Genomic DNA, 21,738 nt, shown 5'->3' with positions numbered 1-21,738 from the left:
CGGGCCGGCGTCGTCGATGAATCAGACGCCCCAGCCCGGCGAGCATGATCCTCCTGATGTCGTGGTGTCGGCGTGCCGCCCGCCGCCGGCCGGCGGCGGCCGGGTTCAGCCTCGCCCGGCGAGCCGTCGCGCGCTGGTCGGCAGGACGCCGTCCAGGTAGTTCCGGCGGGTCGCGGCGCGGGCGACCTTGCCGCTGGAGGTACGGGACACCGCGCCCGGTTCGACCATCACGAACGCGTGCACGCTCATCTCGTGCTCGACGGTGACGGCCGCGCGCACCGCCGACTCGACCTCCTCCAGGTCGAGCCGGGCCAGCGGGACCCGGCGGTTGCGCTCGGCGACCACCACCAGCAGCTCGGTGTCCTCGCCCGGCACCGCGAAGGCGGCCACGTGGTCGGGCCGGACCGCCGGATGCGCCTCCTGGGTGGTCAGCTCGACGTCCTGCGGGTAGTGGTTGCGGCCGTCGACGATGATCAGGTCCTTGATCCGGCCCGTGACGTACAGCTCGCCCTCGTGGACCGCGCCGTAGTCGCCGGTCTTCATCCAGGGCCCCGCGGGCAGCCCGCCGGGCTCGGCCAGCTCACCGGCGAAGGTCTCCTGGCTGCGCTCGGAGTTGCGCCAGTAGCCGAGCGCGGTGTTAGGGCCGTGCACCCAGATCTCGCCGACCCGGCCGTCGGGGCGCTCGGTCCGGGTCTCCGGATCGACGATCGCGACCAGCTGCCCGACCGGCCGCCCGCACGAGACCAGCTCGCTGACCCGTTCGGCGGCGGCGGACGCCCCGGACACCCGCAGCACGCCCTCGGTCAGCGCGTCCCGGTCCACCTTGACGACCTTGGGCGGGGTGTCCTCGGCCGCGGCGGTCACGAAGACCGTCGCCTCGGCCAGCCCGTACCCCGGCGCCTGCGCGCCCGGCCGCAGCCCCGCGCCCGCGAACGCCCCGGCGAAGGCCGCCAGCGTCGCCGGGCGGATCGGCTCGGCCCCGTTCAGGCAGGTGACCAGGCCGCCGAGGTCGAGCCCGGCCAGGCTCTCGGGCGTGGCCATGGACGCGACGTACTCGTAGGCGAAGTTCGGACCCGCCGTGTAGACGTTCCGGCCGGGCCGCGACGCGATCAGCCGCACCCAGCGCATCGGGTTCATGATGAACGACACCGGGTCGGTGTAGATCGCGTGGTCGCCGTTCACCATCGGCAGCGCCATCGTGGCGATCAGCCCCATGTCGTGGAACAGCGGCAGCCAGCTCACCAGCTCCGGATCCGGCCGCTCCGGCGCCCAGCCCGCCCACAGCTGCGCCGCGTTCGCCGTGACGTTGCCGTGGGTGATCCGCACCCCGGCCGGGCTGCGGGTCGAACCCGAGGTGTACTGGAGGTAGGCCAGCTCGTCGAAGCCGATCGGCTCGTCCCGCCAGGTCCCGGCCAGGCCCAGGTCGATCTCGTCGGCGAAGACGATCTCCCGGGGCCGCGGCACGTCATGGTCGGCCAGGAACTTCTCCACGTGCGGCAGCGCGTCGCGGGAGGTGACGATGACGGCCGGCTCCGAGTCCCGGTACGCGCCGATCAGCCGGTCGGCGTGCCCCGGAAGGTCCGGGGAGAACAGCGGCACCGCGACCAGGTGGGCGTACATCGAGCCCAGCATCGTCACCATGTACTCGAGCGTCTGGGGCAGCAGCAGCGCCACCCGCTCCCCGGGATCGGCCGCCAGCCGCAGCCGCGCCGCCGTGGCCCGCGCCCGCCGCTCGGCCTCCGCCCAGGTCAGGGTGGTCTCCACCCCGGCCGGGTCCAGCGAGTAGTCGACGAAGGTGAAGGCGGGCGCGTCCGGTTTCTCCTGTGCCCACCGGGCGACCCGCTCGATCAGCGGGGTACGGCCCGAGCCGCCGGGCTGGAGTTCGGGAAGCAATGAGCCCAGTGCCATGCCAACTCCTGTGGGGGGTGGGCCGGATGGCCCCGGGCCGCCTCCGGCAACGAACGTCGTGCAGCGAAGCTACCGGATGGTAGAAGTCCAAAGGTATTGGTCCAGGGGCACATTCGGCGCCACCCGGTTTGTCACGGCGGTGACAAGGACAATTGTCCCCGGATATGCGCGATCGACCGTGCGTGACCGGCGGAGCACGAGCAGTTCGCCGGACACCGCCCATTTTGACGCTTTTTAGCGATAAACAGGCGCCTTTTGCGCTCGGTGCCCGCTCCGGAGGAAACGACCGCCCCCACCCGTGGAATGCGAGGTCACCCGCCGTCCCGGACGTCCGGATCGTCCCGGCCCGCACCGGCGGACTGGACGAGCTCCAGCTGCCGCCGCAGCACCGCCAGGCAGGCCAGGAACCAGAGCAGGGCGGCCCCGGTGACCAGCGCGATCCCCGCCGCGACGGCCGACTCCCGGTCCTGGCTCCCCACCCCGGCCGGGGCGACCAGCCTGACGTCGGTCCCGCTCGGGGCGGTGCCCATGGGCGCCACCGCGGGAGCCGGGAGGCTCACCGGAGGCGGTTGCACGGACGGCGCAGGCTGCGGGGCCACCGGCGGGACGTTTCCCGAAGGCTCCGGCCCCAACGCGCCCGACGGCCGCCCCGGCCCACCCGCCGGGGGCGGCGGCGCCACCGCCGGGCCGGGCGACGGACCGGACGACGGCGTGTTCACCGGCGCCGAGGGCGGGGGCGCGACAGGCGGAGGCACGTTCTCGACTCGTGGCATCGGCGACGCGCCCGACGAGGGCGGGGTCCCCGCCGCCGGGGACGGCGCGGGTTCCTTACCCGACGGCGCGGGGTTCGGAGCCGCCGCCGGATCCTGAGAGGGCGCGACCGGCTCCGCCCCGGACGGCGCCGACGTCGGACCAGAGGGAGACGGACCAGAAGGCTGCGGCCCGGACGGCGGCACCGCCCCCTTGGGCGGCGCGACAGGCTCCGTCCCGGACGGCCCCGACGTCGGACCGGAAGGAGACGGGCCAGAAGACTGCGGCCCCTTGGGCGGCGCGACAGGCTCCGTCCCAGACGGCCCCGACGTCGGACCAGAGGGGGACGGCCCTGAAGGCTGCGGCCCGGACGGCGCCAGACCGGACGGTTCCGCCCCCGACGGCCCAGACGTCGGGCCAGAAGGTGATGGTCCAGAGGACTGCGGCCCGGACGGCGCCAGGCCGGACGGTTCTGGTCCGTTCGGTAGCGCGGACGAAGGCGGGGAGGGCCGGGACGAGGCTCGGTCCGGAGCCTGCCCGGACGGGCGGTCCGAGGGAACGGTCTGCTGCTGCTCAGGGTCCTTCGGCGAACGGGAGGAGGGGGCGGACGAACGGGACGGTCCCAAGGGCACGGACGGATCCAGGGGAACGGCCGAGGAGCCCTTCGGCTGCTCCGATGGACGTGGTGAGGGGCCTGAGGTGCGCGGCGAGGGCGAGGGCTCGGGCGAGTACTCGGGGAAGATGGACTCCTCCTTCTCCGGAGCCTCCTCGTCCGTCCTCGGGGGCGCGACGGACGGCGGCCGTGCCTCCTCAGGCGACCGGCGCGGATGCGGAACGGTGACGTTGAGTGACGACGGTGCCGCGTTCTCGGAGTCCACCCGTACGGCCACGAACGACGCGAGGGCGCGCCGTTCGCCCGCCCTGTCCGCTTCCTTGGCGCGCTGGGTGCGCAGGTCCACCTGGAGCGTGCGCGGTTTGCGGACGTCGCCGAGCCTGCACAGCAGGCGTTTCGTGCTCTCGCCGGGCGAGCAGTCGGCCGGATGGCCGTCCCACCTGACGGGCCCGTCGGCCACCAGCCGTACGGCGACATCGCGGGCGGTGCCTCCGGCAGGGCGTACCCGCAGGCCGTAGGTGGCCGTCTGCGCGCGGCGTTCGAGCAGGGTGAACGAGGTCGCCAGCCGGACGTCGGCGTTGTCGTCGTCGCCGAACGCCAGCGGGACGGGCAGGGCGACAAGGGACGTGCTCAGCGCGGCGGCGCCGAGGCGGCGGAATCTGCGGGCGCCGGCACGGCTCCGCACGCCGGTGGTGGCTCGGGCCCCCGTGGGCACGCGTTCCCCCTTCTGGCCGGTCGGTGACTGCCGGGGGACGGCACCGCTGAGTCGACGTGGCGCAGTGAGTCCTACCAGATCAACACGGAGAGTAAACATCCCCGGCTCATTTCGCGTAGCGAAATCGTTTCTCCGTAGAATCGGGGGATCGGGGGATCGCGAGGAGAGGAGAGCCGGTGGCGGAGGGCGTACGGTCGCTGGAGCGCACCTTCGAGCTGCTGGAGCATCTCGCCGACGCCGGGGGCGAGATGGCGCTGTCGGAGCTGACGGAGGTCTCCGGGCTGCCGATGCCGACCATCTACCGGCTGATGCGGACGCTGGTGAACCAGGGGTACGTGCGCCAGCAGCCGTCCAAGCGGTACGCGCTGGGGCCCCGGCTGATCAGGCTGGGGGAGGGCGCGAGCCGGCTGCTGGGGTCCTGGGCGCGGCCGGCGCTGGCCCGGCTGGTGGACGAGGTGGGCGAGACGGCCAACATGGCGGTGCTGGAGGGCGACGTGGCCGTCTACGTCGCGCAGGTCCCCTCACGGCATTCGATGCGGATGTTCACCGAGGTGGGACGGCGGGTGCAGCCGCACTGCACGGGTGTGGGGAAGGCGCTGCTGGCCCAGCTTCCCGACGCGCGCGTCCGGGAGATCCTGGGCCGTACGGGCATGGAGGCCCACACGCCGACCACGTTCACCGACCAGGACGCGCTGCTGGCCGAGCTGAAGCGGATCAGGGAGCGCGGCTACGCGGTGGACGACGAGGAGCAGGAGATCGGCGTGCGCTGCGTCGCCGTGCCGCTGCCCGGGGCGCCCGCGCTGACCGCGCTCTCGGTGTCGGGCCCGTCGGCGCGCATGACGCGCGCGGCCGTGGACGACGTCGTGCCGGTCATGCGCGAGGTCGCCGCGGGCTTCGCCGAGGAGCTGGGCGCGGGCCGCGCCGGCCGATGACGCCGCCTATGCCTCCCGGGTCAGCCGACGACGTCGCCGACGACCACCCGGGGCCGGCCGCCGCGTTCCCACCGCACGTAGTCGCCCGCGCCGCGCACCAGGACGGTGGCCAGCCACAGGGCGACGGCGGTGTCGTCGGCGAGGCCGATGACGGGCAGCAGGATCTCGGGGACGACGTCCAGCGGCGAGACGATGTAGACCAGCCCCAGCGCCAGCATCCCGAGCGTCTTGTAGGACATGCCCTTGTACTCGCCGCGCAGGACGGACTTCACCATGCGCGGGACGGCGCGTACGCGTTCCGTCATTCCGGGTGCGTCGGCCTGGAGCGTCTCGCTGTAGATGCTCCAGGCGTGACCCGCGGCCGCTGCGCTCTGCTTCCTGTTCACCGACGCTCCTCTCCGACGACCGTTCCGTCGATCACGGGCGTGCCCCCGCAACGCCCACGCCAGATACGACGCGGCAAAGGCCCGACTTGTTCCCTTCGAGTCGGACCGAAATAGGGTGATTGATCACGCGAAAGCTGGGTACACCGGGCTCGCTATGCGGTGCGCGACCTCTCCCACCTCCGGAGCCTTGCTCGGGTTACCCCGGGTGAGGTCTTCATCACTCCGCTGCACGAGGTGTGGGATTTGGGCCGCATTATCCTGCGTCCACTGAAAACATGGACTTCGGGATCCTCTGGATCCACGGGGAGAGACGCGGGGAGGGAGTCGGCTCTCCGGCCGGCGGGGGCCGGAACGGGGCGCGGCGGAGCGAAGGACACCGATCGGTCCATCCTTCCGGGATCCGCTCTTCCGGGGGTGGGGATCGCTGGTGTCCGTCCCCCCAGCAATGATCAGTGCGATCCAGCACTACTGATCCAGCACTACTGTCCGAGCACCGCAGGAGCTGACCCAGACCATGAGCGGCGACCGCCCCACCCTGCCCGAATCCGGCCGGCCCGTCTCCGGGACCGCCGCGGGCACCGCGTACCTCGCCCTCCCGCCGACCGCCGTCGACGCCCGGCCGGCCGGGCCCACGCGCCTCGTCCTCGCCTGGCCCGGCTTCGACCCGCCGCGGACGGCGACCGCGCTGGCCACCGCGGTGCCGCTGACGGGTGTGCCGACGTGGCGGGTCTACCTCGACCTGCCCACGCCGGAGGGCGTCCCGGCGGGCGGGCTCGACTCCGCCGCGCTGCTGGACGGGCCGGGCGTGGCGGCGTACGCGGCGGCCGTGGAACGGGCCGTCGACGACCTGCCCGCCGTGCTCGCCGACCTCCGGCGCGACCTCGATCTGGAGGAGGGGCCGGTCGGGCTGGCCGGTTTCTCGGCCGGGGCGTCGGTCGCGCTGCTCGCGATGGCCCTCGGCACGGTGCCGGTGAGCGCCGCCGCGCTGGTCACCCCGGTCCTGTCGCCCGACCGGTCCGCCGCGTCGCTGGAGCGGGTCGCAGGCCGCCCGCGCGACTGGGACGCGGCCACCGAACGGCTCGCCGAACGGCTCGACCTGAGCGCGCGGGCGCGGGAGATCGCCGCCCAGGGGACGGCGGTGCTGCTCATCGCCGGCGCCCAGGACCGCGTGGTCGAGCCGACGGAGATCACCGACCTGCGCGACTCGCTGCGCGCGCACGGCGCGGGCGCGGTGGAGGCCGCCACGTTCCGGATGGAGCACGCCCTGGCGGCGGCGCCGGGCACCGAGGCGCACCCGCCGACCATCGAGGCGGTGCGCGTGGACGGCGTCCTGAACGACTGGTTCCGCGAGCGCCTGGCGGAGGTGGACGAGCCCGAGATCACCGTCTCCGGCATCCGCGCCCTCCCGCCCGGCCCGCCGCCCGCGTCGCCGGCACCGGCCCTCCCGGCCGCGCCCGCGGCGTCCGCCGAGGACCCGGCCGCCGGCCGGGCTCCGGGCGCCGCCCTCGGCTTCCCCGCGGGCGACGTCGACCACGGCCTGCCCGGCCCCGTCCGCAGCCCGATGGGCGCCCCGCCCGCGGCCGACCTGCCGCACGGCGGGACGGGCACCGCCGGCCCGTCGCAGGCGCAGCCGCCCGCGACCTCCACACCCGAAGGCCCCTCCCAGGGCGGTAGGCACAGGGCCGCGTACGGTCCGATGCCCTACCCCTGGAGTTCCGCGCTGGAGGCCGCGAGCGGCGGCATGGGATGCCTCAACTGAGGCCCCTGCTCAGGAGCGCCTGAGCACCTCGTAGCGGACCGGGATCACCCCGGCGCCGGTGCCCCGCACCTCGGCCATCGCCGCCTTGGAGAGGTCCAGGCAGCGGCCTCCGGCGTACGGGCCGCGGTCGTTGATGCGCACGGTGACCTTACGGCCGTTGTGCTTGTTGGTCACCCGCACCTTCGAGCCCATCGGCAGCGTCTTGTGCGCCGCGGTCAGCTCACCCGGGTCGAACCGCTCGCCGCTGGCCGTCATCTGGCCCTCCCAGTAGAAGGAGGCCTCGCAGGAGCCGGTCCTGGTGACGCGGTAGGCGGGCTTCTTCTCCGGCGCCTTCTCCGGCCGGGACTTCTTCTCGGCCGCCTTCGCCCGCTTCTCCGGCAGGGCCCCGGCGCGGAGCGGCGGGCGGTCCGGAGGGGCGGCCCGGACATCGTCCCGGCTGGCCCTGGAGGGAACGGCCCGAGGGGGGTCGGCCGGTGGGACGTTCGCGTCCGGTGCGGTGCCGGTCGCGCCGGCCGCCTTCGCGGAGCCGCCGGTCTTCGCGGCGGCCAGCGTCCAGGCCCCGGCCGCGAGCACGGCCACGGCGACGCCGGAGGCGATGAGGATGGTACGGATTCGGGTCTTCGAGCGATGCTTCGCAGCGCTGCCCACAGAGAGGTCCTTTGTTAGGGAACAGGTCCCCGGACGCCCGGCGTGTGATCACCGCCGTCTTTCACGGCACGTCCGGGCGGCACCTCGTCCCCCGAACTCTCGCGCCGCGTACGGGCCCGCCGCCGGGGACTCTCCCGGGGCACCCGCCGCCACGCCCCCGATAAGGGCGCCCACCGCGTCATCGCGGTTCCGGCGTCCGGCTGGTGCGGCATCGCGTCTCTTCACTTGGAACTTGGAACCGAAATCAGCTGCCGCACACAAGTCCCAGACCGTACGTCGAATTCCGAGCAGATCAAGCAGAAGGCCGCTTGTTTGTGGGCTTTGTCACCCCTGATTTTGCAGTGCGGAGTTGATCGGTTGCACCGTGTTATCGGCCATGAAGATCGTTTTTACCCTCAGCCGATCTCCCATCTCGACCCAATAAAGGGGATTGGAGTGATCATTTTTCGCGTATCGCGAACAAGCCCACTGAAGACAGGAAAAGAGGGACGTCCAGGTGATTCCGGACGTCCCTCTTCCGAGGCTCGGCCGACCGCCTGACCAGGGCGGCCGGCCGGTGACCTACCCGGCCGCGCCGCCCAGGGCGATGGCCTCCTCGACCTCGTTCTTCCGCGCGGCCAGTTCCTGCTGGTACCGCTCCTCGTCGACCTTCTCGGCGATCTCCTCGTCCTGCCGCATCAGGGCCTCGAGATCGCCCTTGGCGTTGTCCAGAACGCCCATGTCCGCATAAGCCGCCTGCACCTTGTCGCCCCACAGGCCCACATCGCGCACGCACGGCACGATCCGGCTGAAGAGCAAGGACTGGTAGAGCTGGTGCATCTCGGAGTTGTCGACGTACTCCATGCACTCCTTGACCGGCATCCCGAGCTGCTCGAAGACCTCGCGGCCCTTGAACCGGTCGCGCATCAGGTAGCAGCCCTCGACGACGAACTCCTCGCGCTCGGCCCGCTCCTTGTCGGTGAGCTCGGCGTAGTAGTCCTTGAGCGCCAGCCGCCCGAACGCGACGTGCCGCGCCTCGTCCTGCATGACGTACGCCAGCAGCTGCTTGACCAGCGGGGTGGTGGACATGTCGCGGAAGAGCCCGAAGGCGGCCAGGGCCAGCCCCTCGATGAGCACCTGCATCCCGAGATAGGGCAGGTCCCAGCGGCTGTCCTCCAGCGACTCGGCCAGCAGCTTGGCCAGGTCCTGGTTGATCGGGTAGTACATCCCGATCTTCTCGTGCACGAACCTGGTGTAGAGCTCGACGTGCCGGGCCTCGTCCATGGTCTGGGTCGCGGCGTAGAACTTGGAGTCCAGGTCGGGCACCGACTGCACGATCCGGGCCGAGACGTTCAGCGCCCCCTGCTCACCGTGCAGGAACTGGCTGAACAGCCAGGAGCTCTGGTGCAGCCCGTACTCGTCGCGTTCCTTCTGCGTCATCCGCTCCCAGATCTCCGACCCGAAGAGCGGGTTGAACTGCTCCGGCAGCCCGGTCACGTTGTGGGGATCGACCTCCAGGTCCCAGTCGATGCGCTTCTGCGCGTCCCACTGCTTGTCCTTGCCCTTCTGGTAGAGGTTCAGCAGCCGGTCGCGTCCGCCGTCGTATTCCCAGGTGAAACGGGCATCGCCCGCCATCGGGACGTTCCAGGTGTCGTTGGGGACCGGGCTTGAGTAGAGCTCGTAGGAACTCACGGGGAAGCCTCCTCGGGAAAGCGCCGGCGCCAGGGCGCGCCGGTTGTGGTGTACCGCCCACCGCTTTACATCCCTTCGTAACATGTAAAGCTGTCAATGACCAGAGCGAGCGGGGCCCAACGCTTAACATCGGACGATGGGACGTCCGGTCATCGTCGCAATCACCGGCCTGCTCCTGGCCGTGACACCGGGTTGCGCGCGCCAGGAGAACGGGGGCGAGCGCGACACGTCGCCGCGCCGCGACGGCATTCGCCACAGCCAGGTGAAGACGCCGCGGACGGGCGTGCACACCGGCCGGCGCGCGGTGCCGAGCGCGGGCTGCTCGCGGCGTGCCCCGCTCACCGGCCGGCACTCCTTCCGCGGCCGGTCCTACCTGCTCAAACGGCCGCGCGGGGACGGCCGCATCCCGGCCCCGCTGATCATCGATCTGCACGGGCTCCGTTCCAGCGCGTTCCTGCAGGCCCTGTACGCGCGGATGCCCACCCAGGGCTCGGCGCGCGGCTTCATCGTGGTGCAGCCCGAGAGCGCCCGCGGGCGGAGCGGCTGGAAGCTGCCCGGCATGCGCGGCGGCCGTTCCGACATCAGGTACGTGCGGGGCCTCCTCGACCACCTGGAGAGCGAGCTGTGCGTCGACCGGGCGCGCGAGTACGCCACCGGGTTCTCCAACGGGGCGGGGCTCGCCGCGGCCCTGGTCTGCGGGCTGGGCGGGCGCCTGGCGGGCGTCGCGCCGGTGGCCGGCCTCAACCTGGCCCGCCCGTGCCCGGGCGCGCGGCCGACGACGATCGTCGCCTTCCACGGCACCGCCGACCGGACCGTCCCGTACCGGGGCGGGGAGCCCTACGGCGGCGACCGGACCAAGATCCCGGCGTGGATGCGCCCGGCCGACGGCGTCTTCGCCCTGCCGCCGGTCCCCGCCGTCGCGCGGCAGTGGGCGCGCTCCTTCCGATGCGCCACCGCCGTCCGCGGGTCGCGCGGCGCCGGCGTGGGGCGGCTGAGCCACCCGGGCTGCCGGAACGGCACGCGGGTGGAGCTCTACACGATCGAGGGCGGCGGCCATATCTGGCCCGGGGCGTTCCGCCTGGGCGGCGGCGCGGCCCGCGACCAGATCAACGCGACCACGATCATCCTGAACGCTTTCTCCCGGAGCGCCTGAGGCTCACCTCGGGCTCACCTCGGCTCACCAGGCCCGCCCGAGGCTCAGCGGGACTGGAGGGCGTCGAGGGCGACCGCCTGGGCGATGACCAGCCTGCGGTCCAGGCCCGGGTCCTGGATGTCCACGACGTACCGGTCCCGCAGCCCCAACTTCTTCTCGACCGAGAAGGCCGGGCGGTCGCCGGAGACGAAGTCGAAGTGGTACGGCCACGCGAACGGCAGGGCGTCGACGTACGGGACGATGCCCCACACCCGCCGCAGCACCGCCACGAACCGGTTGCGCTCGCTGCCGGTGACCACGCCCGCGCCCGGCTGCTCCAGGTGCCAGGTCGAGGACAGCAGGGAACGCCGGAAGTCCTTGCGGAAGAGGCCGAGGGGCCGCCCGTCGGCGTCGGTGACGTCGTAGGTGGCGGCCAGGTCGATCCTCTTGCGCGCCTTGAACCCCAGGATCGGGCGGGTCTTGGCGTCATCGGCGTACAGCGTGACCTGCTCCTTGAACGCCAGCCGCTTCTGCTGCGCGAAGGCGACCAGCTCGCCCTCGGAGCCGTCCGGGACCTCCGTGCGCACCTCGTACTGGTTGACCATCAGGCGCAGCCGCTGCCGTACCAGGAACCGGGTCTGCTGCTGGAGCCGTTCGGTGTCCACCGATCTCACCTGCTTCGCTGGGGGACGGCCCGGGGGCGGGCCGCGCGGTCCAGGTGATCCCGGCCCGCCGCATCTCAATTGTCGTGGAAGTATGCGGCGAGATAGCCGTGAATGAGGCGTTCGGCCTCCGCGAGGATCTCCGGGTCGCCGTCCGGCTTGCGGCGGAAGGCCAGCTTGAGCACCGCGTCCCCGGCCTCCACCGCGACGGCCAGCGCCCGCGCGAGCTCGGGCGTGTCGGGCACCGCGAACCGGTCGACCATCACCTGGCCGAGGCGGCGCGCCACCACCGAGTTGTTGTCGTTGTCGGAGTCGAGCAGGTTGATGTCGGCGACGTCACCGAAGCGCAGCTCCCGGAAGCCGGGGACCGTCCGGTGCATGTCCACGAAGATCTCGATGATCGCGCCGACGGTGTCGGTCCAGTCGGTGAAGCCGCCCTCGGCCACCCGCCGCGACACCCGTTGCTCGAACTCCTCCAGGTTGCGCAGCGCCAGCGCCTGCGCCACCGCCCGCTTGTCGGGGAAGAACTGGTAGACCGACCCGATCGCGACCTCGGCGCGCTGCGCGATGCGCGTGGTCGTGAGCCCGTCGTAGCCGGACTCGTCGAGAATGTCCGCGCACGCGTCGAGCATCCTCTGCACGCGTTCGGCGCTGCGGCGCTGGGCGGGGCGGCGGCGGAGCGGAGTCCGGATCTCGGTCACGTCCTCCATTGTCGCCTCTCGTTCACGCTTCACGGCACGATCGTCACCTCTCGTACGACCGTCCGGCTTCTGCACAGCCACACCGCGGTGACCGGCGGGCACGGCGCGCAGGCCCTGCCCGCCCGCGCGCGTCCGCCCAGGCTCAGGAGGGCTTGGCGGAGAGGCCGGTGCAGGAGCGCAGGGAGTTCCACCGCCGCAGCTCCGCGGCGCCGGCCTGCCCGGTGAGCAGGCGCGGAAGGCCGCCGGAGATCCGGGCGGGCTTCCACTTGTCGTGGGTGACCTTGCCGTCCTGGATGCGCAGGAGCAGGACCCCGGAGTTGGCGGTGGCCCCACGGGCCGAGTAGAAGACGAAGTTGCCCAGCCCGTAGTGGACGTAGGTGTCCTTGAGGTACCCGCCGCCCTGCGGGACGTGCGCGTGCCCGCCGACGATCACGTCCGCGCCCGCCGCGCTGAGCTGCCGTGCCAAATCCTGCTGGCGGGCGGCCGGGCAGGTCTTCAGCTCCTCGCCCCAGTGCAGGTGGACGATGACCACGTCCGCGCCCTTGCGGGCGTCGCGCACCGCCTGCACCATCCGTTCGACGTTCTTGGCGGAGGCCAGCCCGCCCTGGCTGTCGGTCGCGGTCCAGGCCGGGATCAGGTGGTCGTCCAGCACCTGCGTGGCGCCGACGATGGCGAGGCGGTTGCCCTTCACGGTGACCCGGTGGGCCCGGTACGCCTCGGCGGCGTCGCGGCCGATGCCGACCGTGGGGAACCCGGTGGTCTTGATCGCCTTCAGCGAGTCGCGCAGCCCGGACTGCATGAAGTCCATGCCGTGGTTGTTGGCCATCGAGGTCACGTCCACCCCGCCGGCCTTCAGCGCGGTGAACGCCGACGCGGGCGCGCGGAAGGCGAACTGCTTGCCGGGCGCCTGGGTGCCGCCGGTGGTGATGGCGGTCTCCAGGTTGACCATGGACAGGTCCGCGGCGCGCAGCGTCCGCGCGATCGGGCCGAGCGCGGTCGAGGGGTTGCTCAGCCTCGGCCGCAGGATGCCCTCGAAGTGCACGTCACCGCCGAACGCGAGGATGATCGGCTGCTTGGCCGGCGCGGACGGGGCGGGCGGCCTGCTCTGGGCGGGCGTGGTCTTCCCGGTGGCCCCCTCGGCCTCCGGGGTGTCGGAGCCGCCCCCGCACGCCCCCGCCGCCAGCGCCAGCGCGATCGCTCCGCCCAGGGCCGTCACCGTGGCCGTTCTCCTGCGCATCCCGAGTCCCCCTCGTCATCGCTCGGGCCAGCATGCCACGCCGTACCCGCCGGGCCCCGCGGGCCCCGCCGCATGATCACCGAGGGTGACAGAAACGGGATCCACGTGAAACATCGCCGTGAACCTCAGGCCGGATCCGGCCGTACGTCCGCGCAGGTGCGCAGCGCCTCCCACCGGCTCCGGGCCTGCTGTTCCGCCGCCCCGGTGAGGGGCCGCGGAACACCGCCGGTGATCATCGCCGGCGCCCAGTGCGCCCGGGAGACCCGGCCGCCCGCGCGCCCCGGGTCGAAGGTGAGGGTGAGCACGCCGCTCTGAGCCGTCCGCCCTCCGGAGTTGTAGAAGACGAAGTTGCCGAGCCCGTAGTGCACGTACGCGCCCTTGAGGTAGCCGCCCGCCTGGAGGACGTGCGCGTGGCTGCCGACGACCGCGTCCGCGCCCGCGTCGGCGAGCTGCGCGGCGAGCCCCCGCTGTACGGGGGTGGCGCAGGAGTTGAGCTCCTGCCCCCAGTGCAGGTTGACGATGACCACGTCCGCCGCCTTGCGCGCGGCGCGGACCTCCTGGACGAGCCGCGGCGCGTTCTTGGCGGAGGCCAGCCCGGCCTTGGCGTCGGTCGCGGTCCACGCCTGGATCAGGTGGTCGTCCAGCACCTGGGTGGCCCCGATGATCGCGACCTTGGCGCCCTTGACGGTGACCGTGTACGGCTTGTACGCCTCGGCGGCGTTCCGCCCGATGCCCACCACCGGCATCCCCGCCCGGCGCGCGGCGGCCAGCGAGTCGCGCAGGCCGGGCTCCCCGAAGTCCATGCCGTGGTTGTTCGCCATCGTCGCCACGTCCACCCCGGCCGACCGGAGCGCGCGGAACGCGGCCGGCGGCGCCCGGAAGGCGAACTGCTTGGGCGCCTGGACGCCGCCCGTGGTGACCGCCGTCTCCAGGTTGACCATCGCCAGGTCGGCCCGCCCGAGCCGCTCGGCCACCGGCCCGAGCGCGGTGTCGGGCGCGGCGTCCAGGCGGGACCGCAGCATGCCCTCGAAGTGGACGTCGCCCCCGAAGGCGACGGTGAAGGGCCGCTTGGGGACGGCCTTCTCCCCGCCTCCGGTGCCGCCCCCGCCGGAGGCCACCGTGACCGCCGCCCCCGCCGCGAGCAGCGCCGTGCCGGTGACCAGCGCCAGCCCGACCGCCATGGCCGCGGACCGGCCGGTCCTCCGTCGTTCCCCCACCGTGGCCTCCCCGGGCTCGCTTGGTGTCCGCCCGCTTGGACGCCCCCGGCCGGGACGAAGTTCATAACGGCACAAACCGTCCGTATCACCCAACCGAAACGGCCCCGTTCTCCGCCAATTCCTGGGGTTTTGCAGCTAGAGTCCGGGCATGTCCCTGCGCTTCGACACCACCGGCTGGGAGACGCTGCAGGACGGCGTCTTCCGCAACGGTGACGGCGACGTCACCGTTCTCTCCGGCTTCGACATCCCGCCGAACCTGGCGGCCCCGCTGGAGGACCTCGACCGGCTGCGGCGCGCCACCGTCGAGAGCACCGTGGCGGCGGGCGGGGGACTGATCGAGCTGGACGTGATCACGCTGGACGGCCTGCCCGCCATCCGGCAGATCGTCAAGCTGCCGCTGCCGGACCGCCCGACCGGCGTGGTCTATCTCGGCTCGTTCACCGTGCCGCGCGCGGACCGCAGCCTCGTGGTGAGGGTCCAGTGCATGGAGCAGGGCGTGACGGGGATGCGGGACTCGGTCGTCCTCAACCGCTTCCTGAGCGAACACGGGCAGGGCCGCCCCCTTGAGGAGATGATGCGGTCCTGGGCGCAGCACCCGTACGCGCCGGAGGTCCAGGGCGGCCTGCCGCGCAACTGGTCCGAGGAGCCGGGCTGGGACCCGCACTTCCCCGACCATCCGCTGTCGCGCGCCCGCCGGGCGCTCCAGGCCCTGGCGCCGACCATCGAGCTGCACCCGGCGTTCAAGGCCGCACCCCCCTTCCGCGGCTGACCCGCCAGATCGGGGGAGGCGGGCCGGGGCGGGTCAGCCTGTGCGGGCGCTCCACTGCTGGCCCGGGGCCAGGTCGTACGGGGCCGCGTCGCCGTTGCCCTCGTCCTCGCCGGTGAGCGCGGCCGGTTCGCGAGGGACGGTACGGCTCGCCGGGCGTGCCTCGTCGTGGCCGGGTTCGGCCGGCTCGACGCCGTCGTGGGCGCCGAAGGCCCGCGAGACCGTGCGCAGGGCGGAGGTCAGCTCGCTCGGGATCACGAAGAAGGAGTTCCCCTCCCCCTGGGCGATCTTCGGCAGGGTCTGCAGGTACTGGTAGGCCAGCAGCTTGGGGTCGGGGTCGGCGGCGTGGACGGCGGAGAAGACCTGCTCGATCGCCGTGGCCTGGCCCTGGGCCTCCAGGATCGCGGCGCGGCGGGAGCCCTCGGCGCGCAGGATCGTGGACTGCTTCTCGCCCTCCGCGGTGAGGATCTTGGACTGGCGGGAGCCCTCGGCGGTGAGGATCGCGGCGCGCTTCTCGCGCTCGGCCCGCATCTGCTTCTCCATGGCGTCCTTGATGGAGCTCGGCGGCTCGATCGCCTTGATCTCGACGCGGGTGACCCGGATGCCCCACTTGCCGGAGGCGTCGTCGAGCACGCCCCGCAGCGCGGTGTTGATCCGGTCGCGGGAGGTGAGGGTGGCCTCCAGGTCGAGGGTGCCCAGGACGTTGCGCAGCGTGGTGGCGGTGAGCTGCTCGATCGCCTTGATGTAGTCGACGATCTCGTAGTCGGCCGCCCGCGGGTCGGTGACCTGGAAGAACAGCACGGTGTCGATGTGCACCACCACGTTGTCCTCGCTGATCACGGGCTGGCCGCGGAACGCGACCACCTGCTCGCGCAGGTCGATCAGGGGCTTGACCCGGTCCACGAACGGGACCACGAAGCTGATCCCCGGTGCCAGGGTCCGGTGGTAGCGGCCGAGCCGTTCGACGTTGCGGGCTCGTGCCTGCGGGATGATCCAGACCGTCCGCAGCACCGTGACGCCCAGGACGATCACCCCGGCGATCACCGCGACGAGGACGGCGATGGCGATGTCGGTCATGACGGCTCCCCTCGTTCCGGCGGGGCCCCTCCCACGGGATACAGCAGGGCCGTCGCCCCTTCGATGGCGAGGACGTCCGCGACGCTGCCGGCGGGGATCACCAGATCGGGGTCGTAGGGCCGGGCGGTCCACTCCTCGCCGCCGATCCTGGCCCGGCCGCCGGTGCGGCTGACCTCGGTGAGCGTGTACGCCTCGCGGCCGACCAGGGCGGCCGACCCCGAGCGCAGGGGAGGGGGCCTCCGGACGTGCCGCCGCGCGATCGGGCGGACGAGCACGACCCCGGCCACCGCGCCGAGCGCGAACACCGCGGCCTGCGCGCCGAGGGGGAGCCCGGCGGCGCCGGCGACGCCCGCGGCGAGCGCGGCGACGGCGAGCAGCCCGAGCGCGAAGGTCAGGGTCAGCAGCTCGGCGATGCCCAGCAACGCCGCCAGGATCAGCCAGGCTGCCCAGACCTCCATCTCCTCCCCCCGATACGGACAGGCGCCCTCTTTATTACGGTAACTCCGTTTTTCCCGCTTCCTAGGAAATCTCCCAGAGCGCCGAACAGACCGTGGCAAGTCCCGGTAGATCGCGACATCATGAGTACGGACCCGGTCACAAGGAGTGTCTCGATGGGCAGCCGCACGGCCTACCGCACCTGTCCCCTCTGCGAAGCCCTCTGCGGCCTGGAGCTGACGCTCGACGACGCGGGTGCCGTGACCGGCGTGCGCGGTGACCGGAACGACCCCCTGAGCAAGGGCTTCATCTGTCCCAAGGGCGCCACGCTCGGCCGGCTCGACAGTGATCCCGACCGGCTGGACGCCCCGCTCGTCCGCGGCGACGGCGGCCACGGGACGGCGGGCTGGGACGAGGCGTTCGCCGCCGCCGGCGCGGGCCTCCGCGGCGTCGTCGAGCGGTACGGCGCCGACGCGGTCGCGGTCTACCTCGGCAACCCCGGCGCCCACTCGATCGCCGGCCCCCTCTACTCCGGGGCGATCATCAAGGCGCTGGGCACCCGCAACGTCTACTCGGCCAGCACCGCCGACCAGATGCCCAAGCACGTCAGCAGCGGCTACATGTTCGGCGATCCGCTGGCCGTCCCGGTGCCCGACCTCGACCGCACCGGCCACCTGCTCATGCTCGGCGCCAACCCGCTGGAGTCCAACGGCAGCCTGTGCTCGGCCCCCGACTTCCCCGGCCGGCTCAAGGCGATCCGGGCGCGGGGCGGCAAGGTCGTCGTGGTGGACCCGCGCCGTACCCGCACGGCGGGCCTCGCCGACGAGCACGTCTTCATCCGCCCGGGCACCGACGCCTACCTGCTGGCGGCGCTCGTCCACACGCTGTTCGCCGAGGAACTGGCCACCGGCGGCGGCCCCCTGGCCGGCCGCGTCCACGGCCTGGACGACCTGCGCGCCCTCGTCGTCGAGTTCACGCCCGAACGGGTCGAGCCGGTCACCGGGATCCCCGCCCACCGCGTCCGCCGGATGGCGCGCGAGCTGGCGGCGGCCGAGACCGCGGCGGTCTACGGGCGCCTCGGCACCTGCACCCAGGCGTACGGGACGCTCAACAGCTGGCTGGTGGACGTCCTCAACGTCCTCACCGGCAACCTCGACCGGCCGGGCGGCGCGATGTTCCCGCGCGCCGCGCACGTGCCGGTCTACCGCAGGAAGCGGCCGTTCACGACGGGACGGTGGCGCAGCCGCGTGCGGGGCCTGCCGGAGGTCAACGGCGAGCTGCCGGTCGCGACGCTGGCCGAGGAGATCCTGACGCCGGGCGAGGGCCAGATCAAGGCGCTGATCACGATCGCCGGCAACCCGGTGCTGTCCACGCCGAACGGTCCCCGGCTCGACGAGGCGCTGGACGGCCTGGAGTTCATGGTCAGCGTCGACCCGTACCTGAACGAGACCACCCGGCACGCCGACGTCGTGCTGCCCCCTCCCCGGCCCGCGCAGACCCCGCACTACGACCTGGCGCTGCTGGCGTTCACCGTCCGCGACTACGTGCGCTACTCGTCCCCCGTGGTGCCGCTGCCCGAGGGCCGTCCCGCCGAGTCGGAGATCCTGGCGCGGCTCGCCGTGCTGGCCTCCGGGCCGGACGGCGACCCGGCCGCGCTGGACGAGATGATCATCTCGACCACGCTGCGGAAGGCCGTCGCGATGCCCGGCTCCCCGGTGGAGGGCCGGGAGCCGGACGAGCTGCGCAAGATGCTGGCGAACGGCGGCCGGACCGGCACCACCGAGCAGCGCCTGGACATGATGCTGCGCCTGGGCCCGTACGGCGACGGCTTCGGCGCCGACCCGGCCGGGCTCACCCTGGCCCGGCTGCGCGCCGAGCACCCGCACGGCCTCGACCTGGGCGCCCTCAAGCCCCGCCTGGACGAGGTGCTGTGCACGGCGTCCGGCCATATCGAGCTGTGCCCGCCCGCGTTCGCCGCGGACGCCGACCGGCTGCGCGCCGCCCTCGACCGCGGCGACGGCCGCGCGCCCGGGGAGATGCTGCTGATCGGCCGCCGCCACCTGCGTTCCAACAACAGCTGGCTGCACAACGTGCCGGAACTGGTGCGCGGCTCCAACACCTGCACCCTCCAGCTCAACCCGGCCGACGCCGCCCGGCTCGGGGTCGGCGCGGGCGACCCGGTCCGCGTGGTGTCGCGGACGGGCGCGATCGAGGCGGTCGCCGAGCCGACCGACACGATCATGGCCGGGGTGGTCAGCCTCCCCCACGGCTGGGGCCACGACCGGCCGGGCACCCGCACGGCGGTGGCCGGGCGGCACGCGGGCGTCAGCGCCAACGCGGTCACCGATGAGCAGGAGATCGACCCCCTGTCGGGCACCGCCGTCCTCAACGGCGTACCGGTCACCCTGGAGGCCGCCGGCCGTCCCTAACCGGGGTTTAGGGCGCACTACCCATAGGTAGGTATCCACCACTGTGGGTGCCCTCACCGTCCCGTCGGGCCCCAGGAGCCGTCCCCCGGGTGGTCACATGGGAACGCGAGGGCTAGGGTCGCAGGCGAGCGTCCCGTTAACGGCCGTCCCCATCCGACATCCGGACGCGCACCCGAGGAGGGACATGTATCGCAGGGCGAGCAGGATCTTCCGGCGCGGTCCCCGGCCGCAGGTGCGCCCGCACCCGGTGGACCTGGTGGAGAGCCTGGAGCACGCCGAGGGCCTGGACGGGGCCATCCGCAAACTCTCGGCGGCCGTCCAGAAGGCCCTGCACCCCGGCCCTGTGAAGGACGCCCTGCACGGCGTCCCGGCCGGGCACCCCGCCCACCCGCCGCTGACCGACGTGCCGATGGGCTGCTGGATGTCGGTCGCCGTCCTGGACCTGCTCCCCGGCACCCGGAAGGCGTCCCAGGCCCTGGTCGCCGCGGGCCTCGCGGGCGCCGTCCCCACCGCGCTGACCGGGATCGCCGACTGGTCGGCCCTGCACCGCGAGCAGCAGCGGGTCGGTCTCGTGCACGCGCTGGGCACCGCCACCGCGAGCGCCCTGTACGCGGGCTCGTTCGTCGCCCGCGCCCGGGGCCGCGACGGCGCGGGACGCGCGCTGGGCTACGCGGGCCTGACCGTCCTCCTCGCGGGCGGCTACCTCGGCGGGCATCTGGCGTTCCGGCAGGCCGCCGGCGCCAGCCACGCCGACCAGGTCGCCCATCTGGTGCCGCTCGGCTGGCACGACCTGTGCAGCGCCTCCGAACTGCCCGACGGCTGGCCCGTCCAGCGCCGCCTCGGCTACATCAGCCTGTTCGTGCTGCGCGACGGCGAGGACATCCACGTCCTCACCGACCGGTGCAGCCACCTCGCCGGTCCGCTCCACCAGGGCCGGATCATCACCGACGAGGACTCCGACCCCTGCGTGGTCTGCCCCTGGCACGGCAGCACGTTCCGGGTCTCGGACGGCTCGGTCGTGCACGGCCCCGCCACCGGACGCCAGCCCTCCTTCGAGACCCGCGTGCTGGAGGACGGCACCGTTCAGGTGCGCCCGCGCACCTGACCTCCCCGGACGCAGGAAACGAGACGGCATCTCGCTTGACGAGATCGTCCCGGCTGTTCTAGCGTGACCACCAGATCCTTCACAGCCGGGAGCACGCCATGATCCGAGCAGCCTCGCAGGGCGGCGGACTGGCGGCGTGCGGTTACGCCGAGCCACTGCGGGTCAGCCCGCCGCGTACCGGCCTGCGCCCCGGCACCGCCGCAGGCGACCCGCAGACCCCGTTCTGACCGGCGCCCCCGGCCCCCTGGCCGTTCCGCGCCCCGCACGCCCTACGGCCGGGGCACGAGCCCTTTCGTGACCTTCCGCGCACGCCCGTTCCCGAACGGCGGCGCATCCCACGCCCTACCTCCCGCGACCCCCTGTCCCGGCATCCCTTGAAGCGAGGCAGCATGACCACCACCGTCGACCTGTCCCCCATCTCCGGCCCGTCCGCCTGGCGCGGCGACGAGCTGGCCACCTCGACCGACTGGATCTACGAGGTGAGCGACGCCGAGCGCACCGAGCTGGAGACGCTCGGGCGCCGCTTCGTCGCCGACGACCCGGACCTGCGCACCGTGACCGGTGACGACTACCCCCTGGACGCCTGCACCGGCCTCATCGAGGAGTGCGCGCGGCAGATGGACTCCGGGCGCGGCTTCGTCCTCGTCCGCGGCCTGCGCACCGAGGAGTACGGCGACACCCTCGCGGGCGCGATCTTCTACCTGATGGGACTGCACCTGGGCACGCCCATGTCGCAGAACCAGCTCGGGGACGTGCTCGACCACGTCATCGCCACGTCCGACAAGACCCTGGACGACCCGACCGCGCTGCCGTCCCGGGTCCGCGACCGGCTGCCGTTCCACTCCGACAGCTCCGACGTCGTCGCCCTCATGTGCCTGCGCGGCGCGCGGGCGGGCGGCGCGAGCAGCCTGGTCAGCGGCACCACCATCTACAACGAGATCCTGCGCCGCCGCCCCGACCTGGCGCCGCTGCTGTTCGAGCCCTGGCACTGGGACTGGAAGAAGCAGGACCCCGACGCCCCGTCCAACACCTACACCTCGCCCATCTGCGGCTACGTGGACGGCATCTTCAGCACCTACGCGGGCAGCTCGATGATCTTCTCCGCCCAGGACTACCCCGAGGTGCCGCGGCTGACCGAGGCGCAGATCGAGGTGCTGCACCTGTTCGACGAGATCGCGCAGCAGCCGGGACTGCCCCTGGACATGGACTTCCAGCCCGGCGACGTCCAGTGGCTCCTGAACTACGCGGCCCTGCACTCGCGCACCGGCTACGTGGACTTCCCCGAGCCCGAGCGGCGCCGGCACCTCCTGCGCCTGTGGCTGCGCCGCGACGTGGGCCGCCCGCTCGTCGAGGGCTTCGGCAAGAACGTGGTGAAGGCGCGCGGCGCGGAGGAGCAGGCTCCCAAGCCGGGCGGCCGTTTCCGCATCGCCGACGCGGTCGTCCCCAACTACGACTGGGGCCTGTGACCCGCGAAGTCCCGCGTTCGGGAAGCCCGGCCGCCTGACCGCGCCCTCACCCGGCCGAAGCGGCCCGCCCGCACCTTGAGAGAGGTGCGGGCGGGCGGCGGCCACCGGGCTTCGTGTCCCCTACGGTCA

At 73.1% G+C, this 21,738-nt stretch carries 21 protein-coding genes; 10 read left to right on the top strand and 11 right to left on the bottom strand.

From position 1 onward, the window contains the following. Positions 1-105 precede the first annotated feature (105 nt). Positions 106-1,908, bottom strand: coding sequence for a fatty acyl-AMP ligase (locus IW256_RS33120; protein ID WP_197014683.1), 1,803 nt, complete (start codon positions 1,906-1,908; stop codon positions 106-108). 311 nt (positions 1,909-2,219) lie between these two features. Next, positions 2,220-2,438, bottom strand: a complete 219-nt coding sequence (locus tag IW256_RS33115) for a hypothetical protein (RefSeq protein ID WP_197016855.1) — start codon at positions 2,436-2,438, stop codon at positions 2,220-2,222. Between IW256_RS33115 and IW256_RS33110 the strand changes: the two genes are divergently transcribed. The 3 genes from IW256_RS33110 to IW256_RS33100 all read left to right on the top strand — a co-directional run bounded on the left by IW256_RS33110 (position 2,437) and on the right by IW256_RS33100 (position 4,918). Then, the gene (locus IW256_RS33110; protein ID WP_197016854.1) at positions 2,437-2,778 is read left to right on the top strand and encodes a hypothetical protein; all 342 of its coding nucleotides are present in this window, start codon (positions 2,437-2,439) and stop codon (positions 2,776-2,778) included. The genes IW256_RS33115 and IW256_RS33110 overlap by 2 nt on opposite strands. Before the next feature lie 920 nt (positions 2,779-3,698). Beyond that, on the top strand, positions 3,699-4,013 hold the full coding sequence (locus IW256_RS33105) for a hypothetical protein (protein WP_197016853.1): 315 nt from the start codon (positions 3,699-3,701) through the stop codon (positions 4,011-4,013). 149 nt (positions 4,014-4,162) lie between these two features. Then, positions 4,163-4,918: an IclR family transcriptional regulator gene (locus IW256_RS33100; protein WP_197014682.1), complete on the top strand. Its 756-nt coding sequence runs from the start codon at positions 4,163-4,165 to the stop codon at positions 4,916-4,918. 20 nt (positions 4,919-4,938) lie between these two features. On the opposite strand, the gene IW256_RS42920 is transcribed toward IW256_RS33100, so the two are convergent. Beyond that, the gene (locus IW256_RS42920; protein ID WP_197014681.1) at positions 4,939-5,304 is read right to left on the bottom strand and encodes a YkvA family protein; all 366 of its coding nucleotides are present in this window, start codon (positions 5,302-5,304) and stop codon (positions 4,939-4,941) included. Between the two features lie 514 nt (positions 5,305-5,818). Here IW256_RS42920 and IW256_RS33090 point away from each other — a divergent pair. Continuing rightward, on the top strand, positions 5,819-7,063 hold the full coding sequence (locus IW256_RS33090; protein WP_197014680.1) for an alpha/beta hydrolase family protein: 1,245 nt from the start codon (positions 5,819-5,821) through the stop codon (positions 7,061-7,063). A 9-nt stretch (positions 7,064-7,072) separates the two neighbouring features. Here IW256_RS33090 and IW256_RS33085 read toward each other — a convergent pair whose 3' ends face one another. Together IW256_RS33085 and IW256_RS33080 are read right to left on the bottom strand one after the other, a co-directional pair. Further along, positions 7,073-7,711: a septal ring lytic transglycosylase RlpA family protein gene (locus tag IW256_RS33085; RefSeq protein ID WP_197014679.1), complete on the bottom strand. Its 639-nt coding sequence runs from the start codon at positions 7,709-7,711 to the stop codon at positions 7,073-7,075. A gap of 561 nt (positions 7,712-8,272) precedes the next feature. Beyond that, positions 8,273-9,382 (bottom strand): ferritin-like domain-containing protein, encoded by a 1,110-nt coding sequence (locus IW256_RS33080; protein ID WP_197014678.1) that lies wholly within the window; start codon positions 9,380-9,382, stop codon positions 8,273-8,275. Between the two features lie 136 nt (positions 9,383-9,518). Here IW256_RS33080 and IW256_RS33075 point away from each other — a divergent pair, with 136 nt between their 5' ends. After that, on the top strand, positions 9,519-10,535 hold the full coding sequence (locus IW256_RS33075; RefSeq protein WP_197014677.1) for a CE1 family esterase: 1,017 nt from the start codon (positions 9,519-9,521) through the stop codon (positions 10,533-10,535). Positions 10,536-10,579: 44 nt separating this feature from the next. On the opposite strand, the gene IW256_RS33070 is transcribed toward IW256_RS33075, so the two are convergent. The 4 genes from IW256_RS33070 to IW256_RS33055 form a co-directional block, all read right to left on the bottom strand. Beyond that, positions 10,580-11,179, bottom strand: a complete 600-nt coding sequence (locus IW256_RS33070) for an LURP-one-related family protein (RefSeq protein WP_307829266.1) — start codon at positions 11,177-11,179, stop codon at positions 10,580-10,582. A 74-nt stretch (positions 11,180-11,253) separates the two neighbouring features. Next, positions 11,254-11,877, bottom strand: coding sequence for a TetR/AcrR family transcriptional regulator (locus IW256_RS33065; RefSeq protein ID WP_307829265.1), 624 nt, complete (start codon positions 11,875-11,877; stop codon positions 11,254-11,256). Between the two features lie 142 nt (positions 11,878-12,019). Then, positions 12,020-13,114 carry a CapA family protein gene (locus IW256_RS33060; protein ID WP_197014676.1) on the bottom strand — a complete coding sequence of 365 codons (1,095 nt, stop codon included), beginning with the start codon at positions 13,112-13,114 and terminating at the stop codon, positions 12,020-12,022. A gap of 125 nt (positions 13,115-13,239) precedes the next feature. Then, positions 13,240-14,331 carry a CapA family protein gene (locus IW256_RS33055; RefSeq protein ID WP_307829264.1) on the bottom strand — a complete coding sequence of 364 codons (1,092 nt, stop codon included), beginning with the start codon at positions 14,329-14,331 and terminating at the stop codon, positions 13,240-13,242. 148 nt (positions 14,332-14,479) lie between these two features. On the opposite strand from IW256_RS33055, the gene IW256_RS33050 reads away from it, so the two are divergent. Then, a complete protein-coding gene (locus IW256_RS33050) occupies positions 14,480-15,100 on the top strand; it encodes a hypothetical protein (RefSeq protein ID WP_197014675.1) in 621 nt (206 codons plus the stop codon). 33 nt (positions 15,101-15,133) lie between these two features. Here the strand turns inward: IW256_RS33050 and IW256_RS33045 are convergent, their stop codons facing one another. Both IW256_RS33045 and IW256_RS33040 read right to left on the bottom strand, forming a co-directional pair. Beyond that, positions 15,134-16,174 carry an SPFH domain-containing protein gene (locus IW256_RS33045; protein ID WP_197014674.1) on the bottom strand — a complete coding sequence of 347 codons (1,041 nt, stop codon included), beginning with the start codon at positions 16,172-16,174 and terminating at the stop codon, positions 15,134-15,136. Next, entirely contained in the window at positions 16,171-16,632 is a 462-nt protein-coding gene (locus tag IW256_RS33040; RefSeq protein ID WP_197014673.1) for an NfeD family protein, read from the bottom strand. Before IW256_RS33040 ends, IW256_RS33045 begins: the two co-directional genes overlap by 4 nt. A gap of 153 nt (positions 16,633-16,785) precedes the next feature. On the opposite strand from IW256_RS33040, the gene IW256_RS33035 reads away from it, so the two are divergent. The 4 genes from IW256_RS33035 (at position 16,786) to IW256_RS33025 (ending at position 21,609) form a co-directional block, all read left to right on the top strand. Beyond that, positions 16,786-19,038, top strand: a complete 2,253-nt coding sequence (locus IW256_RS33035) for a molybdopterin oxidoreductase family protein (RefSeq protein ID WP_197014672.1) — start codon at positions 16,786-16,788, stop codon at positions 19,036-19,038. A 184-nt stretch (positions 19,039-19,222) separates the two neighbouring features. Further along, a complete protein-coding gene (locus IW256_RS33030) occupies positions 19,223-20,143 on the top strand; it encodes a Rieske (2Fe-2S) protein (protein ID WP_197014671.1) in 921 nt (306 codons plus the stop codon). 98 nt (positions 20,144-20,241) lie between these two features. After that, positions 20,242-20,370, top strand: coding sequence for a hypothetical protein (locus IW256_RS42470; RefSeq protein ID WP_269217963.1), 129 nt, complete (start codon positions 20,242-20,244; stop codon positions 20,368-20,370). A gap of 162 nt (positions 20,371-20,532) precedes the next feature. Next, positions 20,533-21,609 (top strand): TauD/TfdA family dioxygenase, encoded by a 1,077-nt coding sequence (locus tag IW256_RS33025; RefSeq protein WP_197014670.1) that lies wholly within the window; start codon positions 20,533-20,535, stop codon positions 21,607-21,609. Positions 21,610-21,738: the final 129 nt, after the last annotated feature.

The organism is Actinomadura viridis (assembly GCF_015751755.1).
GTDB classification, from domain to species: domain Bacteria; phylum Actinomycetota; class Actinomycetes; order Streptosporangiales; family Streptosporangiaceae; genus Spirillospora; species Spirillospora viridis.
This window is presented reverse-complemented; position numbering and strand designations above follow the sequence as displayed.

What these genes read in the sequence shown, in the direction of transcription:
- IW256_RS33035 (WP_197014672.1), top strand. Translation starts at nt 16,786, where the DNA reads ATGGGCAGCCGCACGGCCTACCGCACCTGTCCCCTCTGCGAAGCCCTC.
- IW256_RS33110 (WP_197016854.1), top strand. Translation starts at nt 2,437, where the DNA reads ATGGGCGCCACCGCGGGAGCCGGGAGGCTCACCGGAGGCGGTTGCACG.
- IW256_RS33030 (WP_197014671.1), top strand. Translation starts at nt 19,223, where the DNA reads ATGTATCGCAGGGCGAGCAGGATCTTCCGGCGCGGTCCCCGGCCGCAG.
- IW256_RS33050 (WP_197014675.1), top strand. Translation starts at nt 14,480, where the DNA reads ATGTCCCTGCGCTTCGACACCACCGGCTGGGAGACGCTGCAGGACGGC.
- IW256_RS33115 (WP_197016855.1), bottom strand. Translation starts at nt 2,438, where the DNA reads ATGGGCACCGCCCCGAGCGGGACCGACGTCAGGCTGGTCGCCCCGGCC.
- IW256_RS33045 (WP_197014674.1), bottom strand. Translation starts at nt 16,174, where the DNA reads ATGACCGACATCGCCATCGCCGTCCTCGTCGCGGTGATCGCCGGGGTG.
- IW256_RS33040 (WP_197014673.1), bottom strand. Translation starts at nt 16,632, where the DNA reads ATGGAGGTCTGGGCAGCCTGGCTGATCCTGGCGGCGTTGCTGGGCATC.
- IW256_RS33025 (WP_197014670.1), top strand. Translation starts at nt 20,533, where the DNA reads ATGACCACCACCGTCGACCTGTCCCCCATCTCCGGCCCGTCCGCCTGG.
- IW256_RS33120 (WP_197014683.1), bottom strand. Translation starts at nt 1,908, where the DNA reads ATGGCACTGGGCTCATTGCTTCCCGAACTCCAGCCCGGCGGCTCGGGC.
- IW256_RS33075 (WP_197014677.1), top strand. Translation starts at nt 9,519, where the DNA reads ATGGGACGTCCGGTCATCGTCGCAATCACCGGCCTGCTCCTGGCCGTG.
- IW256_RS33060 (WP_197014676.1), bottom strand. Translation starts at nt 13,114, where the DNA reads ATGCGCAGGAGAACGGCCACGGTGACGGCCCTGGGCGGAGCGATCGCG.
- IW256_RS42470 (WP_269217963.1), top strand. Translation starts at nt 20,242, where the DNA reads ATGATCCGAGCAGCCTCGCAGGGCGGCGGACTGGCGGCGTGCGGTTAC.
- IW256_RS33105 (WP_197016853.1), top strand. Translation starts at nt 3,699, where the DNA reads ATGGCCGTCCCACCTGACGGGCCCGTCGGCCACCAGCCGTACGGCGAC.
- IW256_RS33090 (WP_197014680.1), top strand. Translation starts at nt 5,819, where the DNA reads ATGAGCGGCGACCGCCCCACCCTGCCCGAATCCGGCCGGCCCGTCTCC.